15 protein-coding genes are annotated in these 17,276 nt (G+C 46.7%); 2 read left to right on the forward strand and 13 right to left on the reverse strand.

Features of this window, described 5'->3' with window-relative positions:
• Positions 1–81: 81 nt before the first annotated feature.
• Positions 82–228: a hypothetical protein gene (locus ABD031_RS10765; RefSeq protein WP_343851243.1), complete on the reverse strand. Its 147-nt coding sequence runs from the start codon at positions 226–228 to the stop codon at positions 82–84.
• Between the two features lie 230 nt (positions 229–458).
• Between ABD031_RS10765 and ABD031_RS10770 the strand changes: the two genes are divergently transcribed.
• Positions 459–1,973 carry a glycoside hydrolase family 43 protein gene (locus ABD031_RS10770; protein WP_343851245.1) on the forward strand — a complete coding sequence of 505 codons (1,515 nt, stop codon included), beginning with the start codon at positions 459–461 and terminating at the stop codon, positions 1,971–1,973.
• Positions 1,974–2,607: 634 nt separating this feature from the next.
• On the opposite strand, the gene purH is transcribed toward ABD031_RS10770, so the two are convergent.
• Both purH and ABD031_RS10780 read right to left on the reverse strand, forming a co-directional pair.
• Complete coding sequence (gene purH, locus ABD031_RS10775) at positions 2,608–4,134, reverse strand: bifunctional phosphoribosylaminoimidazolecarboxamide formyltransferase/IMP cyclohydrolase (protein ID WP_343851248.1); 1,527 nt, start codon at positions 4,132–4,134, stop codon at positions 2,608–2,610.
• Between the two features lie 188 nt (positions 4,135–4,322).
• Positions 4,323–5,717, reverse strand: a complete 1,395-nt coding sequence (locus tag ABD031_RS10780; protein WP_343851250.1) for an MFS transporter — start codon at positions 5,715–5,717, stop codon at positions 4,323–4,325.
• A gap of 242 nt (positions 5,718–5,959) precedes the next feature.
• On the opposite strand from ABD031_RS10780, the gene ABD031_RS10785 reads away from it, so the two are divergent.
• The gene (locus tag ABD031_RS10785) at positions 5,960–6,589 is read left to right on the forward strand and encodes an NAD(P)H-dependent oxidoreductase (RefSeq protein ID WP_343851252.1); all 630 of its coding nucleotides are present in this window, start codon (positions 5,960–5,962) and stop codon (positions 6,587–6,589) included.
• Positions 6,590–6,597: 8 nt separating this feature from the next.
• Here ABD031_RS10785 and ABD031_RS10790 read toward each other — a convergent pair whose 3' ends face one another.
• From ABD031_RS10790 to ABD031_RS10835, 10 genes are all read right to left on the reverse strand, one after another.
• Positions 6,598–7,362 (reverse strand): DUF6090 family protein, encoded by a 765-nt coding sequence (locus tag ABD031_RS10790; RefSeq protein WP_343851254.1) that lies wholly within the window; start codon positions 7,360–7,362, stop codon positions 6,598–6,600.
• A 155-nt stretch (positions 7,363–7,517) separates the two neighbouring features.
• Positions 7,518–7,949, reverse strand: a complete 432-nt coding sequence (locus ABD031_RS10795) for an SRPBCC family protein (protein WP_343851256.1) — start codon at positions 7,947–7,949, stop codon at positions 7,518–7,520.
• 69 nt (positions 7,950–8,018) lie between these two features.
• Complete coding sequence (locus tag ABD031_RS10800) at positions 8,019–8,585, reverse strand: dihydrofolate reductase family protein (protein WP_343851258.1); 567 nt, start codon at positions 8,583–8,585, stop codon at positions 8,019–8,021.
• Positions 8,586–8,670: 85 nt separating this feature from the next.
• A complete protein-coding gene (locus ABD031_RS10805) occupies positions 8,671–10,833 on the reverse strand; it encodes a phosphocholine-specific phospholipase C (RefSeq protein WP_343851260.1) in 2,163 nt (720 codons plus the stop codon).
• A gap of 317 nt (positions 10,834–11,150) precedes the next feature.
• Positions 11,151–12,020, reverse strand: coding sequence for a hypothetical protein (locus tag ABD031_RS10810; protein WP_343851262.1), 870 nt, complete (start codon positions 12,018–12,020; stop codon positions 11,151–11,153).
• 15 nt (positions 12,021–12,035) lie between these two features.
• Positions 12,036–12,737, reverse strand: coding sequence for a hypothetical protein (locus tag ABD031_RS10815; RefSeq protein WP_343851264.1), 702 nt, complete (start codon positions 12,735–12,737; stop codon positions 12,036–12,038).
• A gap of 203 nt (positions 12,738–12,940) precedes the next feature.
• A complete protein-coding gene (locus ABD031_RS10820) occupies positions 12,941–13,855 on the reverse strand; it encodes an SMI1/KNR4 family protein (protein ID WP_343851266.1) in 915 nt (304 codons plus the stop codon).
• Positions 13,852–14,958, reverse strand: coding sequence for a site-specific tyrosine recombinase/integron integrase (gene xerA, locus ABD031_RS10825; RefSeq protein ID WP_343851268.1), 1,107 nt, complete (start codon positions 14,956–14,958; stop codon positions 13,852–13,854). The genes ABD031_RS10820 and xerA overlap by 4 nt, the downstream gene beginning before the upstream one ends.
• Positions 14,959–15,168: 210 nt before the next feature.
• Positions 15,169–15,702, reverse strand: coding sequence for a formyltransferase family protein (locus ABD031_RS10830; protein ID WP_343851270.1), 534 nt, complete (start codon positions 15,700–15,702; stop codon positions 15,169–15,171).
• Positions 15,703–15,790: 88 nt separating this feature from the next.
• Positions 15,791–17,191 (reverse strand): sulfatase family protein, encoded by a 1,401-nt coding sequence (locus tag ABD031_RS10835; protein WP_343851271.1) that lies wholly within the window; start codon positions 17,189–17,191, stop codon positions 15,791–15,793.
• Positions 17,192–17,276: the final 85 nt, after the last annotated feature.

Raw genomic sequence — 17,276 nt, forward strand, 5'->3', positions numbered from 1 at the left:
GGCTATAATTCGATGACCCGTTTCGGAGCATGTAAAATTCCAAGACATTGAAGAGTTCGTTCTTGGCAAGCTCAGACCAGACTATCTTTTTGATAGCCATTCTTTCATTTCGGAGATAATCCTGCTGTGGGTGAAAGTTTGGCCAGTTTTGATTTGACTTCTTCCAATTTCAATTGCTGCAGCCTGCTCCTCTGAAAGTTCAAATAAATCCTGCTCTGATGAATCCATGATTGATTGAAGCGCCTGAAGGAAATTCAAGTCGTTTGATTTTCTTATTTTGGCTATGAGACTCTCCTTAATTTGTTCGCCAGTGTCGATGTTCTGGAAGTTTTGGTGTTGACAAATTGCGTTTTTTGACTCAAAAAAGGAGTAATGGAGTTTGGAGAATCTATGATTGCTAGATGCCTTCTTCATCTAAACCTATATATTCATCGGTTTGAAAAACCTCGGTAATTTTTATGAGAAGATCGTTTAGTCAGCGCCGTTGGCTGTTTTCCGTTTTGCTTTTCCTCGCCTTTTCTTGCTCTCAGCCCGAAAAAGCCGAAATCATTCAAGAGCAGGTCATTCCCGGCGAGCTGCCCGATCCGACTTTGATTGAGGTAGACGGGACCTATTATGCTTCTGGCTCTTCCAATGCCTGGGGGCCTTATTTTCCGATTTATGAATCCAAGGATCTGAAGAATTGGACTTTTGTGGATTATGTTTTTCGGGAAAAACCCGAGTGGACGATCAACAGCTACTGGGCACCAGAGCTTTTCTACAAGAACGGGACATTCTATTGCTACTACACCGCCAGGCGAAAAGACGGAGTTTCTATGATCGGAGTCGCTACGACCAAGAATATAAAGCAGGGCTTTCAGGATCATGGGGTGATCATCGAGTGGGGCGAGGAAGCTATCGACGCCTTTGTCAACCAACAGGGAGAGGATTTGTACATCACTTGGAAAGCTTACGGGCTGACCAAGGACAAGCCCATTACGCTCTTGGGCTCCAAGCTGAGCAAGGGTGGACTTTCTCTCGAGGGGGAAAGTTTCGAAGTTCTCGTGGCCGAAGCGGATTCCTGGGAAAGAGGTGGCATCGAAGGGCAAACCATCATGGAAAGAGACGGCTATTTGTATATGCTTTATTCGGGAAATGCCTGCTGCGGAGCCAACTGTGACTATCAGGTCGGTGTGGCGCGAGCGAAAACCATGGAAGGGCCTTGGGAGAAATTTGAAGGAAACCCAATCCTAGTCGGCAACGAAAACTGGAAATGTCCCGGCCACGGCACGGCGGTGCAAAGCGACGGGGAGTGGTACTACCTCTACCATGCCTATCCCGCCCAAGGCTTTCCGAATTTGGGAAGGTCGGCTTTGTTGAGCCAAGTAGATTGGGATGAAGCGACTGGCTGGCCAAAATTTGCCGCTAATTCCCAAGTGGGCAGCGCTGCTATTTTGGCAACTGACTTTACGGACCAGTTTGATGGAAATGTCTTAAAAGCAAATTGGAGATTTGACGTGGAGGCTGGAAATGTAGAGGCGAAAATCGAAGGTGGTAACCTGATCCTGACTGCCGATTCCTCAGCGACTCCAGCCTTTTTGGGGATCAATCCCGAGAAAGCCAATGCCGAGTTTCAAACTCAGGTGCTGGGAAAAAGCGATGCGCTGCGAAGCCTGATCTTTTACGTGACTCGGGACAATAGCCTCGGGTTGGGAGTTCAAGGAGATTCGCTAAAACTCTGGAAGCTGCAGGGAGGGGATTTTAATGTTTTGGAGAGCAAAGCCATAGACGCTTTTGCCGGTGTGCAGCTCAAGGCGAAGATGACCGACGGAAAGATGTTCCGATTCTCCTTCAGCATTGACGGCCAAAACTGGGAAGAAATCGGCAGCGAGCTTGCTGGAGACCATCTGGCTTGGTGGTCCTGGGGGATAAAGGCGGGAGTTTCGGCGACGGGAGGGGAAGGAAGCTTTGGGGAGTTTGGGGTGAGGTACTAGAATTGGATATTTTGCCCATTGAAAATTGGGAGGGATATTAGAGTGGAATTGCCGATTCCACCCAGTGTGGATTTAGACCTCGTTAGTGATTAGATCTAATTCTTTGATTTTTGAGAAGCCTTTGTCGGATGTTACCAGAGGACGTTCATAAACCAAAGCTGTGGAAGCGATGATTGCATCTGGAAGTTTGTGTCAGCGATGAAGTCAATCTTCATTTTCTCTCACGGAAATTTGATAATCTAGCCCGTCGATATCTCTCTTCAGTTTTCCGAAATGCTTGATCAGATTTCCTTTTTTTGGCGACTTTTTGAGCTTTTTGCTAAGGATCTCAAGGGTGTGTTTCGAATTCGATTTGTTGATGATAACGGTCATGATTACTTGCCTTTGTTCATAAATACAAAATTATTTGTTTGGGTTTCCGGTAAGAATGAACAGTTTTTCTTCGTAATCCAGCCAATTTTTGTGGCCATGGAGTAATGGGATTAACAGAATTTTGAGTAAAAGCTTTTCATACTTCCCCATACTCCAATATACAAAAAGCCCTTCCGAAATTGCTTTCAGAAGGGCTTTCTTGGCTCTCGGCTCTAGCATCTTGATTCTAAAATCTTGATACTAACGTCTAGATACTAGATACTTAATGTTTGAAATGTCTCACACCGGTCATCACCATGGCCATGCCATGCGCGTCGCAGAAGGCAATGCTGTCCTGATCTTTGATCGATCCGCCTGGCTGAACTACAGCGGTGATTCCTGCCTCGTGCGCAATCTCCACGCAGTCCGGGAATGGGAAGAAAGCATCGGAAGCCATCACGGCACCTTTCAGCTCAAAACCAAATTCCTTGGCCTTGATGATCGCCTGACGAAGCGCGTCCACACGGGAAGTCTGGCCTACGCCTGAGGAAAACAACTGGGTGTCGTTGCTCAGTATGATGGTGTTGGACTTGGTGTGCTTGCAGACCTTCGCAGCAAATACCAGCGCGTCCAGTTCCTGCTCTGTTGGAGCAACTTTGGTGACGGTTTTGAAGTCTGCTTTGGTTTCTGTAGCCAAATCCTTGTCCTGCTCGATCACGCCGTTCAGGAGGGTTTTGATCATCTTGGTTCCTGGCAAGGCCATCTTCTGACGAAGTAGAATTCTGTTTTTCTTTCCTTTCAATACTTCCAAAGCTTCCTCGGTAAAGTCAGGAGCGATCAGCACTTCGAAGAAAAGCGAATGCATCTCCTCAGCGGCAGCTTTGTCTACCGTCTGGTTGGTTACCAGCACTCCGCCAAAGGCGGAAGTGGTGTCGGCTTCGAAAGCCTTCTTGTAGGCTTCCTGCACCGTTGGAGCCAACGCCACGCCACAGGCATTGGTATGTTTCAGGATGGCAAAGGCTGTTTCTCCCTCGAATTCTGCGATCAGGTTCACCGCAGCGTCCACGTCCACCAGGTTGTTGTAGGAAAGCTCCTTGCCATTCAACTGGTCAAAAAGGGCCTCCATGTCGCCATAGAAATGAGCGGCTTGGTGCGGGTTTTCTCCATATCGGAGTGCTTTTGCTTTCGTCTCTGATACTTTCAAAGCCGGGATGCTTTCGGCCTGGTTGAAGTAATTGAAGATATGCGTGTCGTAGTTGGAAGAGACCTGGAAAGCCTGTGCGGCGAAGTAGCGGCGGTCTTCGACAGTGGTTCCCCCGTCCTTTGCGGCAAGTTTGGCTTCAAGCTCGGTGTATTGGTTTTTGGATGCGATGATGATCACATCCTTGAAGTTTTTGGCAGCGGCGCGAATGAGGGAAATTCCCCCAATGTCGATTTTTTCGATGATGTCGGCCTCGGAAGCTCCTGAAGCCACGGTTTCTTCAAATGGATATAAGTCCACTATCACCAGGTCGATCGCAGGAATGTCGTATTCGATTGCCTGTCCAAGATCACCCTCGTGGTCTCTTCTCTGCAGAATTCCGCCGAAAATCTTCGGGTGTAGGGTCTTCACGCGACCTCCAAAGATTGATGGATAGCTGGTCAGATCTTCGACAGGAATCACTTCTGCACCTTGTTCTTCGATAAACTTCTGAGTCCCACCGGTGGAGTAGATTTTTACGCCATGCTGTTTAAGCAGTGCGATGATGGGTTCGAGGTTGTCCTTGTAGTAAACCGAGATGAGGGCAGATTGAATTTTCTTTGTCGCCATTTGAGAATGGATTTGGAGGGTTTCTGATAAGTGGGCAAAGGTAGAAAAAAACGCTGGAAGGGGAATTAGAAAATCCGGGCGATGGAAAAGTGGTTTTTGGAATTTAACTGGTGTCAAGTCTCAGGCTGCATTCTGACCTTCCCGGAATTTCGGAGTAATCGCTTTTTCCACTGGGAAATACTTAAAAATCAAGCCTTCAGATTGTCTCCGTCCCTGAAATGTAAGCGTCGGAATACCAGGCCAGAAAGTACTGTTAAGCTGCCGATCACCAGAAAAGTATAGCGGAAGGCATTGTGGATTTCGTTTTGGATCAGCTTCACATCTCCCTCAAAAAGCTTCAGAATGATCAATCCAAAGGCCACCCCGAATCCAATTGCGAGTTGTTGATTGACAGAAATCAGGGAATTGCCGCTGCTCGTGTGGTAATTCCGCAGGTTAGCGAGTGTGATCGAATTCATCGAGGTGAATTGGATGGAGTTGAAAAATCCGAGCAGGGCGATGATCGGCAAATGCCAATAAATCGACGTATTAATTCCAGGCAATGCAAAAGCGCAAATCAGTAGCCCTATTACAAAGGTGTTGGTCATCAGCGTATTTCTGTAGCCGAATCTATCGAGAATACCGATTACAACTGACTTGCCAAACATTGCTGTAAGTGCCATTGGTGCCACGATCCATCCTGAGGTGACTGCGGATTCACCGTAGGCGATTTGGATCATGAGGGGTAAAAGCAAGGGGACGGAACTGATTCCGAGCCTTGTCGCCAGATTGCCCACGATGCCGACACGGAAAGTACGGACCTGGAAAAGATTCAGTGGAAAGATCGGGTTTCCCTCTCTTTTCGCGTGCCGGTAATAGAAGTACAGCATCAAGAATCCTAATGTCAAGCCCATCAAAATCGGCGTCAGTTGGATCGTATTTCCAAGCAATTCCAGCGAAACTGAAAGCGAAAACGAGGCAGCACCAAAGATCAAAAAGCCTTTCAGATCAAAGTTCAGGAGCGTGGAGCGAAAGTCGGGCATGAATTTCAAACTCAGCGCGATTCCGACCAGGGCTATGGGAATGTTGATCAGAAATATCCAATGCCAACTCAGATAATCCACCATATACCCGCCCACGAGTGGGCCCAAGACGGGACCGATCAGCGCAGGGATGATGGCAAAATTCATTGCCTGAACGAGCTCGTTTTTTGGGTAGGTTTTGATCAGAGTGAGTCGGCCGACCGGAGTCATCATGCTGCCTCCGATTCCCTGCAAAACCCGGGACAAGACAAGCTGGTTCAGGTTTTGAGAAAGCGAACAGGCTAGCGAACCCAAGGCGAAAAGCACCAAAGACATGATGAAGATTTTTCTGGTGCCGAATTTATCCGCCAAAAAACCACTTACCGGCATCAGCAAGGCTAAGGTCAACACGTAGCTGATGATGGCATTCTGCATGTTCAGCGGAGATTCGTTGAGGTCTTTGGCTATGGCCGGCAGAGATGTGTTTAGGATTGTCGAATCCAGCATCTGCATAAAAATGGAAGTGGCCAGGATGCCGGGGAGGACTTTTTTGACCTGCGGGGAGATGGATTCCGAACTCATAGGGGGAGCATCAAAAAGAAAGATAGCCTTTCTAAGCGAAAATGGCATTTGAACCAGCCAAAGAACAGCCGAGAGCTAGCGCGGGTTCCTTCTTGAAATGAGCATTGCCTCTGCTGCTCCCTTGCCATTTTGGTTTGTCAATGAAGCCAAAGCACATTCTTATGTCCATTGGAACTATTCTAAAGTGGGGAGTGGTTTAATAATGTATATACATAAAAAGTACAAACATTCAACCAACTGTTATGAACGTAATCCAAAACCTGAAATGGCGCTACGCGACCAAAGCCATGAATGGGCAAGCGGTGCCGCAAGAAAAAGTCGACTACATCCTCGAAGCCATCCGGCTGAGCGCCTCCTCCTCGGGACTCCAACCCTATGAAGTGTTGGTCGTCACCAATCCCGAAGTCAAGCAAAAGATCCGCGCCGCTGCTTTTGACCAAAGCCAGGTAACCGATGCCTCCCACGTGCTCGTGTTTGCTGCCTGGGATCAGTACACCGAAGAGCGCATCAACCGGGTTTTTGAAAGAAATAACCAAGAAAGAGGATTGCCAAACAGTGCGACGGACGCCTATCGAACTCGCCTGATCGGTATGATGTCAGCCAAATCGGCCGAGGAAAATTTTCACCATGCCGCCAAGCAAGCCTACATTGCCCTAGGCAGTGCGCTGGTCGCTGCTGCGGAACAGGAAGTGGATTCTACACCCATGGAAGGCTTTGACAATGCCGAGGTCGACCAAATCCTCAACTTGAGCGAAAAAGGGCTTCGAAGCGCCATCGTTCTGCCTCTGGGCTATCGGGACGAAACCAAAGACTGGCTCGTAACCATGAAAAAAGTCCGAACGCCAAAAGAGGAGCTGGTGACACTGGTATAAGTCACCGCCTACTCTATTTCCGCGTCGATCAAGGCCTGGATGTCCTCCAGGTCTTGCATCAACGGCTCGTAGTGTGCTGTTTCTGTTGCCGCACTCGTTAGGATGAACATCAGCATATTGTTTTCAAATTCCCTGGATTCCATGAGGCTCAAATTGCTGTGATGGGATCCGCTGTCCGGAAATCCGAATTCTTCGTACAAGCCAGTATGGAGTAGGATGGTTTTTAGGCTGTATTCATTCCTGCGAAAGAGGTCAAGCACGCGCTCCCGCTGGATTCCCAAATCCCGCTCCTGCCTCTCGATGTCTTCCAGCGTGGCGATCCAATTGGTCAACAAGATTCTCAGAACGGGATTGGAGATGTTCTTCAGATTCCCCGAGTTGATCATTTCGGTCAGCAGGGAATTGTTGGGATTGAAAGCAATGTCCATGGAAAGTGAGGCGTACATCAGCCGGGAAAAGTCCCTTTCGTCAAGATCATTTGTTGGGCTGGAGCTATGTTCCAGGATTTGTTTCGCGCCTTCAAAATTTGCCTTGTTTACAGCGATCAGCTCCTCCAGCTTTGCTTTACTGAATTGAAATTCTTCCCTCAGTCCCAGCAGGTAGATTTGTTCGTTTTTTTCTTTGATTCGATCCTGGTTTAGGTTGTTGATCGCAAGGGCGATCAAGATGCCGATCACCAAGAGGATGATTTCCCCAAGGGCATAAACCAGGTACTTGCTGAGCTTATTTTCTGATAGCAGTCCCTTCCGGATGGATCTGAAAAGTTTGAGCATTGGCTTGCGGCGATGTTCTGGATTGAGCCAAGTTAAAAAAAAATGTAGGAAAGGGTAGGTCTGACCGTGTCTCTGTAGTGATGAATGCGAATGCGATAAATAGGTGCTGTAACTAGGGATAGACCGGAACTGCACAGGTTCCTTTTATGCGTTGATTATGCATGGAGCCTGTCCTCGTAGGCGACTTCTTCTCCAAACTCCAAGTTGCGTTTCAATATTCTCAGATACATTGCCCAGCAGTAATTGGAAATTCTGTAGTGTTCATTGCTTTCTTTCCAGCCGGTATGGTAGAAGTGTACATCTGTCGTATGATTCTTGGAAGTCAACGTAAACCCAACTTTGGTGTCTGTCCAGTCGGGATCAGCATCCGTGATGGTGAGTTCAAATTCTTTTTCAAGGACGTATTTTGAAACGACCGCCGACCAATCGTATCCTGGTCCGAAGGAGAGCATGTAAAGTTCTCCCAGCGCAGGTTTTCCTGTAGCGACCTTGCTCCACCAGAGGTCCAGACCTTTGGGTGTTGAAATCCCCTCAAATACTTTGGTAAGTGGGGCTTTTATTTGAAAATAGTGAAATATAGCTTCCATGCGATCAGTTGTTGAGAGCTGGGAATTTTCGGTCTTTCAAAGACCTCGGATCTTTTCTAGGACGACACCTCATTCTTTTGCCGGTTCGTAGTAAAGCACTACTGCGCCGCCACCAAAGGTTTTGGTCTTAATGAGCTTGAGGCTAGTCCTGTCGCTGATTTTTTCGAATAAAGGCAAATCGCCTCCTGCGACAACAGGATGAACACAAAGTTGGAGCTCGTCGATCAGTTTAAGGTTCATCAGTTGTATGATTAAACTACGACTACCTACAAAAATGTCCTTACCCGATTTTTGCTTGAGTTCTAAAGCTTTTTCTTCAAGGGATTGAGCTGACAATTCGGCACTTTCCCAACCCGTGATCATGGGGTCTGTATCTTTCAGCGTATGTGAAAAGACAATTTTTGGAATTTTGTCCATAGCCGTAGCAAAGTCGTCCATTGATTTTTCACCGGAAGGATTTTCGGCGAGTGTTTGCCAAAACTGCATCAATTGATAGGTGACTCTGCCGTACAGAATCGCATCTGCATCACCCAACAATTCCTGGTAATGTTGATGTATTTCCTCGTCTGGAGCTATTGCCATGTGGTCGCAAAATCCGTCAAGTGTCATGTTGATGGCTGCAAGTATCTTTCTCATAGCAGTTTGGTTTAGCTCAATTGTCAACGATATTCAAAGCAACAGAGGCTTCTACCCAATTTTCATGGGTGTATTCACTCCATGCTCATCCCAAATGCTGCGCCATCGCAGGGTCGGTGATGCCGGGTTTGAAGGTTTCGACCCTTCCTGCCAATCGATACTCCATCCCGTTTGAAGTAGTAATGGAATAGTCATACCAATTGCCGCTTTTCGACAGCTGCTGATACATTTTTTTACTTTTCCCGGGAGAAATCGAAAGTACTTCCGGCTGTCCGTATCCGTAGGTTTTGTCTAGGACTCTTACCTGGATCGGGTCTTTCCCCGGATTTTCGCAGTGAATGTGAAGCCCTCCTTTCCTACGATCATGCTCGATGCGAACGAGAGGTTCTGCGGCATGAACTGATCCCCTGAACGAATGGAAATAGCCATTGGGTCCAAAGACCTCCAAATGATAACTTCCCGATTTTTCCCTCAGATCCCATTCGTCCCGAATCTGTTTGCCAGCTTCGACGGTATATCTTCTGGGAATACGCTCCAGGTTGTTCATGTCGTACACGTGATAGACCGCTCCTTTCTTTCCCTGGTTGTCAAAACTGAGTTGAATTTGCTGCTTGTCAGGCAAGGGCAGGGCATGGCAATACAGCGCGTACGACAGCGATCTGGAGAAGACGGAGCCTTTTTCCTGAAAGAGCTGAGTGGGTTGTTCCGGTGCTTCGGCTCGGGGAAGCAATTTGGAAGCCTCGTCCCGCTGCTGAAAGTCTGACATGTCGGGCAGGGTGGGGAAGGTGGGATCGTTGGGCGACTGAAAGTCGAACGCTGAGATCAGGTCACTGCTGACGGCTCGATGCCATGGCGAGATCGCCGGCACAGTCACACCAAATCGCTTCTCGATAAACTGTGCCACAGAGGTATGGTCGGCGACTTCGGAATGAACCCAACCCCCTTTGCTCCAAGGCGAAATAACGTAAAGCGGCACGCGAGGCCCCATGCCCCAAGGGCGAATTGGGCCTGAAATGGTGTCCCGCTTATCTTGATAGATCCGTTTGCTTTTTCCGTCATGGAGGAGAAATTCCTCTGTTCCCTTGTCGTTGTGGAAATACATGCCCTCCACCGGAAGCGTCGATTTTCCTGCGAGTGAATTGTCGTTGTTGTACGATGGAACTGCCGGGGCAGGCACGTGGTCGAACAGGCCGTCGTTTTCGTCGAATGACAGAAAAAAAACAGTCTTGCTCCAAACCTCGGGATTGCTCGTCAGCGCTTCCAAAACCTGCTGGGTAAAGTATCCCGCGCGGTACGGGCTCGAAGGAGCGCCCGGATGCTCGGAGTCGGCTTTTGAAGGGAGTATCCAGCTGACCTCCGGAAGCTGGTTGTTTTCGACATCCATTTGCAGGTCTTTGATGGAAAAGTGCCGCATGCCCTTTTCGTAGACCGGAGATCCTTGTTTGGCGTTTCTGAAGGAATCGAAGGCCAAACACCCGTGCATAGCACCCGTCCAGTTATCATTTGGATCCTGATAGATCCGCCAGCTGACTCCGCCTTCCTCCAGGACATCCGGGATGGTCGGCCATTTGAACCCATTGAGGTTGTAGGTGTAGCCGGGGTCGGGCTCTGCACCGGTTATCCAGCAGCGGACATTGCAGGGCTCTGAGTCCAGGTCGGTGCAGTTGATTCCTGCGGCGCGCTTTTCGGGATCAAAGTTGGAGCCGGACCAGAAGACGATCCGATTGGGATCAGTGCCTGTGGCTACCGAGCAGTGATGGGCATCGGAGATTGTAAATGCTTCTGCCAAGGCATATTGGAAGGGAATCTCTTCCCGTGTGTAATAGGCCATGGAGTAGGGCGTTTTAAACTGGGGCCAAAACCCGTATTTGCCCTGGTTCCAAGCGGCCTGCATATCTGAAAAATCGTGGGGCGTGCCTTTGATCATGGCGGCGTTGGAAGTCTTTCCATGCGCACGATAGGGAGGGACGATCTGCTCTCCATCCGATTGGTGAAAGGCCCGCTGTCCGCTGGCCAAGGGTATCGGAAACCGATCTCCAAAGCCCCGAACTCCTTTTTTAGCTCCGAAGTAATGGTCAAAGGATCTGTTTTCCTGCATGAGGATGACGACGTGTTTTACGTCCTGGATCGACCTCGTTGCGTTGTGTGCCTCCACAGCCAAAGCCTTTTGGATCAAGGGTGCCCAAAGCGTGCTCGCCAGACCTGCGGCGGAAAGTTTGATAAATTTCCTTCTTCCGTAATCACTCATTTTTTTGAACGTTTGGACGAATAAGATCCACTTGCCTATTGCTCTTACTCGCGGATGGGACGTGGTGAGGTAAACGTCTGGGCAATCAAAAGCGATGCGAATATACCTTCGTGTCGAATATAGAGAAACCTGCACATTCGCAATCCTGGCAGCATCGAAATTTAGTTGTGGACGCTGCCTGCCGGAGCGGGAGTTTACTTTTTTATCCAATTGGAAACCTAAATCCCCCCAGAAAATCCCGACTCAATCCCCATAGGAACCTCACCGGTTTCGTGCAACAGCGGTTTCATGCTTGGCTTTGCAAGCCGCACGAAAACCTAGTTGTTGTGTGTAGTTTTTTTTATTTCATATTCAAATTCAAGAACTTTAAAATTCCACAAAGTCAAAGTCTGTGTCGCGGTAATTCTATCATTTATGCTTTTTACGACTAATTTGTCTTTGAAGGACTTGATAAATTTACTCCATAATCGTCCTTTGGAATCCACAAGCAAAAAGTAAAATCCACTATCTCCAATTTTTTGTCCCGAAGAATCTAAAATGAGTTCTCCATTTTTGCCAACACTAGGAGTTAATATCACCGTTGCGTTTCCGTTTGGTAAAGGAAAAATAGCCTTGATACAAATCTGTTTGTTTGGCAAAGAGCATGTCTCATAAACTCCTGAGTACACAACTCGACCTGTTGATTTGAAAGTCCTGAGCCAAATAGTCCTTTTAACTTCATTTGTATTTGTATCGACTAGTTTAGTTATTTCATTCGTTAGGCCTGATGCATCTTCTATGTTTTCAATGGGAACATTCAGTTGTTCAATTCTCCTACTGAAGACACTTTTTATTAAAGTACCGAAAATTTTGAAAAATGGGTTCCATTTTGCCTTTAGAAGCAGGTCATAATTTGATGTGTTTTCATAGAAGTCAATTACGTTTGGAGATAGCCTTTTTAGTTCAGTTTGTGACAGTCCTAGATTCAGAATTGAATCAAGTAGTCCTTTGCCTTTTCTTTGGCTATCAATTACTAAACTCTCATCTTTAGCTAACTGCTCAACGAATTTTATCCCTATTCCTTTTGTTCCACCAAATGGTCCTAAAAGCCATTGATAATTTTTATTGTCAATTCTTTGTCCAAACAGTATAACCCATTGTTGAGTAATCCAATCCTGAATGCTTTGATTTTTCCTAGCTATTCCCATCTACACAGACAAGGTTTAATTAGTGGGAATAAAATTCGATTGACCTTTCCATTTTCCAAATTCCGCTAAAGGCTTAAATCGAAGTGTGGTAAACTCAAAATGAAAGTCTTTTCTTTCTCTTTCTTGCATTGCGTTTGAATGCCTTTTCGGTTTTTCCACTTTACTATGACCATGCACCATATCGGTCATTTCTTTTTCAGATTTCCAAATTGAAAAGGTAGAGACTGTGTTTGGGAATTTAACTGAGGCTAACGATAAAGTTGTTCCTGGGTGGTCTCTAACAAGCTTCTCAACAGGCCTTCCCCAATGTATAAATCTAGGAACTGCCAAAGGTTTCATTCTTGCTATTGTAACGGCAACAACAGGAGAATTTGGACTTTCTAATTGGTCTTTGTCATTTGGAATTTTAAATCCGCTAAACTTTCCCCATTCTCTGACAAACGACAAACGCACATGCCAACCTTTTGCTAAAGTTCTTCCAAAACTGTCCTGTTCCAAATAGCTTTCAAGTGCATGTTCATTTTCCCATTGCATAAAGACCGCTACTTTTCCTATCAAAACTCGAGAAGTCGAAAAGATGGGAGACCCTAAGGTCATTGCAGTCATGTATTCGGAATGGATAAGTCCTTTAGTGTCTTTGGCAATCGGACTTGAGAATATTCTCCTTACTGCTTCAAAAAATGGAAGTTCGATTAAATGATAAGAGAATATACTCACTTTGTCTTTGATTGAATTGCTAGTTATTTAGGTTTCTTCAAATTACACACAACGTTTTGCAGATTTGCGATGGGCGGGATTTACAGCACAAATGTTCATTCGGAGAACTGAATTTTCTGTTACCGCAAAACTGTCTGCGGAGCAAGAAACCCCGCCTATTGCAAATGTGCTGTTACCTGCTGGCATTCTATGTTCGTTTGTTATTATCGTCCAAATAGTTTTGATATAAGTCCTTTCTTTACTGGCTTTTCAATTCCCCAAATCAATTCGGTTTCGTGTCGTTTTGCTTTGTCAATGTTAGGTCCGAATTTTCCCCAAGCAAATCCGCTTTGATTTTGTTTGTTTCTCAAGTCGGCTATTACAAAATTGTCAGGAAGTGCTAAAGCAAAGTTTTTCAAAATGGTGTCGCTTGAATGTCTTGCCGTTTCAAGTTCAATAAATCTATTGTCTTTGCTCCAAATGTCCATAACCACTTTTTCATGGATTATGTCAAGGTTTGATTTATTGCCGTTTTTCCCAAATTCGTTAACGTGTTCTATAAATTGCGTTAAGTTGTCTGAATGTTTTACAATTACTGCCGGGTCGTGGCACACATAAAATGCGTTACCCCAATTTCCGTTTTTGTCAACGTCTAAAATCCAAAAATTTCCAAATCCGTCTCCAGCAAGTTGAACTGAATTCGGAAAAAACTCTTCAAAGCCAAATTGTCCTACACCGTCAAATGTCACTTCTTCAAGTCCGAAAAATTCAAAACCACTTGCAAATTTCAGCAACACTCTAATTTCGGTCGGAACTTGTCCTGTTGGAAGTCCTTTTGCTAATTCGTCTATTTGTTGGTCGGTCAAACCTTCTTTAAGTTCTATCTTGTATTCGTCCCCGTCTTCGGAAACATATTTTTCTGTCAAAAGGGATTTAAGCTTTTCTGTTGGCGTCATACTTCTTTTATTTTCAGTTGTCGTTTCGTTACAAGCAACGAAAAGTGTCAATGTCAAAATTGTCAATATGGTTGTAACTGGTCTCACTATGCTTGCAGGTAACTTGTTTATTGCTTTACCTTTTGTCCATCTATCGGCCAGATTTGGCTGTGTAGATGTACCTTTGGTGATGTTTATTTTCATAGATCATCGAAGGGACTTCGGATCTTTTGTAGACTTTTTTGACTGACATGGGTATAGATCTCAGTCGTTTTGCTGGAGTTATGCCCCAAGAGTTCCTGAATAAAGCGCAAGTCTGTACCAGACTCCAACAGATGAGTAGCATACGAGTGGCGTAGCCAATGAAGCGTCACCGGTTTTTTGATTTTAGCTTTTTGTAATGCCGATTTGAGGACTTTTTGTAGGCTCCCTTCGCTGTATTTTTCTCCGGGGGTTTGTCCTTCAAACAGGTAAATCTTTGGTTTTTCGTATTTATAGTATTCTCGAAGGAGCTCCAGCATTTTTTCGCTGATGGGTACCATCCGATCTTTTTTGCCTTTGCCCTGCGCTACGCGCAGCATGCCTCTCTTGGAGTCTATGTGGTCGGTGGTGAGGTTCAATAGCTCCGACCGTCTCAGGCCACAGGCATAGATCAGACTCAGCATAGCGCGATGTTTTATATTTTGATGGGCATCAAGGATGGCTTTCACGTCTTCTTTGCTAAGTACATGGGGCAAAAGTCTGGGTTGCTTGGGGCGCTCGATCTCGATAGGTTCGAGCTTGCGCTTGAGTCGATTCGAGAAATACAGCTTTACCGCATTGATTACTAAGGATTGAAAGGACGTAGAATATTTTCTACTAATGATATAATCTTTATGAAAAGATTCCAAATCTTCGTTGGTGATTTCTGCCGGATTTTTACTGGCAGTGAAGCGGAAGAATAGGCTGAGTCCGCCCGAATAGTTTTTGATCGTGGATTCGGAGTAGCGTCTGTTGCGCATCCAGTCAACAAAATGGCCGATTTCCATTTCCAGTTTGGGGTCAATCGCTGGTAGCTCCTGCGGTATCGGCTCCATTTTCAATTTGTTGAATCCAGAATAGTCGATCCATGCTTTTCCTTTGAAAAGACGGAGCAGTTCTGGCAAGATCAACTCAGCGTAGGGGACAGTCCAGGCTTTCAGTGCGGGATTCCAGTCTGCTCCTTCGATGGTTTTTACCAGTTCTTTGAGTTCAAAATCAAAAGAAAACTCCAACAGTATCACGGGTTTTTTTCGAACCGCTCCGTTTTTGACAAAAATGGTTTTCATGCTGTAAAAAAGTTTGTAGCTAAGCAGAATTTAGGCTTCTTTCCGCTCAGCTGCAAGTCTTTGGTAGACAATGAAATCCTAAGCTGAGTGTGAGGAAGAGATACGGAGGGACGGCCGAAGACGGTGCGGCGCTGCCTGATTGTGGATGCTGTCGGTAGTACGTCTTCCTAACTATCGAATAAGGAACATCGAACATCGAAGACCGGGAGATCAAAGCAGGCTGGCAACCACCTCCGGAAAGTACCGATGCTCCAAAGCATGGACTTTCTCAGCTATCGTGTCGGGCGTGTCATCTGCGGTGAGCGGGGTCGAAGCCTGAAAAATGATCCTGCCCTCGTCGTAATGCTCGTTGACCAGGTGGATGGTGATGTCCGTTTCGGTGTCGCCGGCGGCCTTGACTGCTTCGTGGACAAAGCTCCCGTACATGCCCTTTCCTCCGTACTTGGGCAGTAGCGCGGGATGGATGTTGACCATCTTGTCGGAATAGGCTTGGGTGAGGTGATCGGGGATTTTCAGCAGAAAGCCTGCGAGGATCACCCAGTCGATGGTTTCGGCTCGAAGTTTTTCCAGCAGGATTCCCGCGTCCATTTCCTTGCGGGAAAAAGTAAAGGTGGGTACGTTGAATTTTTTGGTGCGCTCCAGACGAAAGCCTCCGCTTTGTTGCTGACTAGCAAGGTGAATTCGGCTTGGTCGGAGTCTGGGAATGCAATCCCCTAGGGCACGCGTAAGCAGAAAGGGATTCAAACCGATCCTTTTCCTCTATCGCACAAGCGCGTTTATCCTCTTCGGTGTAAAAGCCAAAACCTTATTCTTGGCCCGCTGCAATGGTCATTCAATCGTTGGGACTGGGTGAATAATCATTCCCATTATCGCTGTTTGTGCAGGACGCAATCCAGTCTTCCAGTTGTTGTTTCATTTCGGCTACAACTTTCGGGTTTGCCGCTGCGATATCCTTGGTTTCGTGTGGGTCCTGCATCAAGTCATATAGCTCGTAGGTTAACCCGTCAATCGTAATTAGCTTGTATTGCTGAGTTACCAGCGATTTTTGTTTTTCGCTTTGGAATCCGATAAATCCTTCCCGCTCCGTTTCATTTGTTTTCAGAGCCTTTACCAGGTCCATCCCGTCGTATGGTCTGCTATCGGGCAGCTTTATTCCTAGGACATTCAAGATTGTTGAGAAATAATCGCAGGTAACGCCAGGAAGGCTAGTGCGCGTAGCTGCCTCTAGGTGTCCTGGCCATACCATAAAGGCGGGTACTCTGACGCCACCCTCATACAGGGATCCTTTTCTTCCTCTGAAGCCTCCACTTGTACCCTGTTGTCTTTTTCCAGGGTGTTGGGCGATCCCTCCTCCTTCGCCTGCGGGCCCATTGTCAGAGCAAAAACCAATTAGGGTGTTTTTATCAACTCCCATTCTATTCAACTCCTCCTGCAGGCGCGCAATCTGCTCATCCATCGCCGTTATCGAGCCGTAATAGTGTTGTTTGTCCTCGTCATACTGCTGATACATTTTGCGGTATTCAGGCCCTGCAACCACGGGTGAATGCGGCGTGTGGAACCAGATCACCGTAAAAAAGGGTTGGTCGCTCGCTGCTGCGTCCTCAATAAAGGGAATGACGCGATCCATGATTACCCGTGAATCGTCACCTTCCAAGTTTTCCGTTTCATAAACCCCAGGCCCAGTCCAATACCGTGTTGGTTGCTGAAGCGACTGGTCTTCCATCGGGTTCCAAGTTGGGACTGCCTGTTCTGTGGAGAAGCTCACGTCAAAACCATTGTCCCAGGGTGTAGCCTGAACTGTTGTGCCAATGCCTCCACGTCTGCCATCAGGAATTGAATCTGAGATAGCTCCCAGATGCCATTTCCCAAAATGTCCGGTGGTATATCCTTGTTTCTTTAATTCCTCTGCCAACGTTATTTCCTGTGCTTTTAGAAAACCGACATTGGCAAAGTAGATCCCATAGCGGAATGGGTGCCGACCTGTTAAAAAACTTCCCCGAGTCGGTGAGCAAACTGGGGCGGCAGCATAGAAACGATCGAGAACCACTCCTGAGGACGCCATTTTATCCAAGCCTGGGGTCATGATAACTTTATTGCCGTTGAAGCCAACATCTCCCCAGCCTAGGTCATCCGCCATAATCAGGATGATATTCGGCCTTTCTACCTTTTGTGCCCAGCTCATGCCAGTCACCAGTACTAACATTACACTCAGCGCCGCAATCAAGTCTTTCATAGCTTATAGAATTTTATTTTCATTGCCCCCGTTGAATTTCCTCTTGACTATACCATGCACCAGAAAGGGTTTTAAATACAATCTG

This window comes from Algoriphagus jejuensis (assembly GCF_039523455.1).
GTDB classification, from domain to species: domain Bacteria; phylum Bacteroidota; class Bacteroidia; order Cytophagales; family Cyclobacteriaceae; genus Algoriphagus; species Algoriphagus jejuensis.

Bases quoted from the DNA above. Each gene is read 5' to 3' on its own strand.
- ABD031_RS10765 (WP_343851243.1), bottom strand. From the start codon at position 228: ATGGATTCATCAGAGCAGGATTTATTTGAACTTTCAGAGGAGCAGGCT.
- ABD031_RS10790 (WP_343851254.1), bottom strand. From the start codon at position 7,362: ATGCTCAAACTTTTCAGATCCATCCGGAAGGGACTGCTATCAGAAAAT.
- ABD031_RS10780 (WP_343851250.1), bottom strand. From the start codon at position 5,717: ATGAGTTCGGAATCCATCTCCCCGCAGGTCAAAAAAGTCCTCCCCGGC.
- purH (WP_343851248.1), bottom strand. From the start codon at position 4,134: ATGGCGACAAAGAAAATTCAATCTGCCCTCATCTCGGTTTACTACAAG.
- ABD031_RS10805 (WP_343851260.1), bottom strand. From the start codon at position 10,833: ATGAGTGATTACGGAAGAAGGAAATTTATCAAACTTTCCGCCGCAGGT.
- ABD031_RS10770 (WP_343851245.1), top strand. From the start codon at position 459: ATGAGAAGATCGTTTAGTCAGCGCCGTTGGCTGTTTTCCGTTTTGCTT.
- ABD031_RS10835 (WP_343851271.1), bottom strand. From the start codon at position 17,191: ATGAAAGACTTGATTGCGGCGCTGAGTGTAATGTTAGTACTGGTGACT.
- ABD031_RS10795 (WP_343851256.1), bottom strand. From the start codon at position 7,949: ATGGAAGCTATATTTCACTATTTTCAAATAAAAGCCCCACTTACCAAA.
- ABD031_RS10785 (WP_343851252.1), top strand. From the start codon at position 5,960: ATGAACGTAATCCAAAACCTGAAATGGCGCTACGCGACCAAAGCCATG.
- ABD031_RS10800 (WP_343851258.1), bottom strand. From the start codon at position 8,585: ATGAGAAAGATACTTGCAGCCATCAACATGACACTTGACGGATTTTGC.
- ABD031_RS10820 (WP_343851266.1), bottom strand. From the start codon at position 13,855: ATGAAAATAAACATCACCAAAGGTACATCTACACAGCCAAATCTGGCC.
- xerA (WP_343851268.1), bottom strand. From the start codon at position 14,958: ATGAAAACCATTTTTGTCAAAAACGGAGCGGTTCGAAAAAAACCCGTG.
- ABD031_RS10810 (WP_343851262.1), bottom strand. From the start codon at position 12,020: ATGGGAATAGCTAGGAAAAATCAAAGCATTCAGGATTGGATTACTCAA.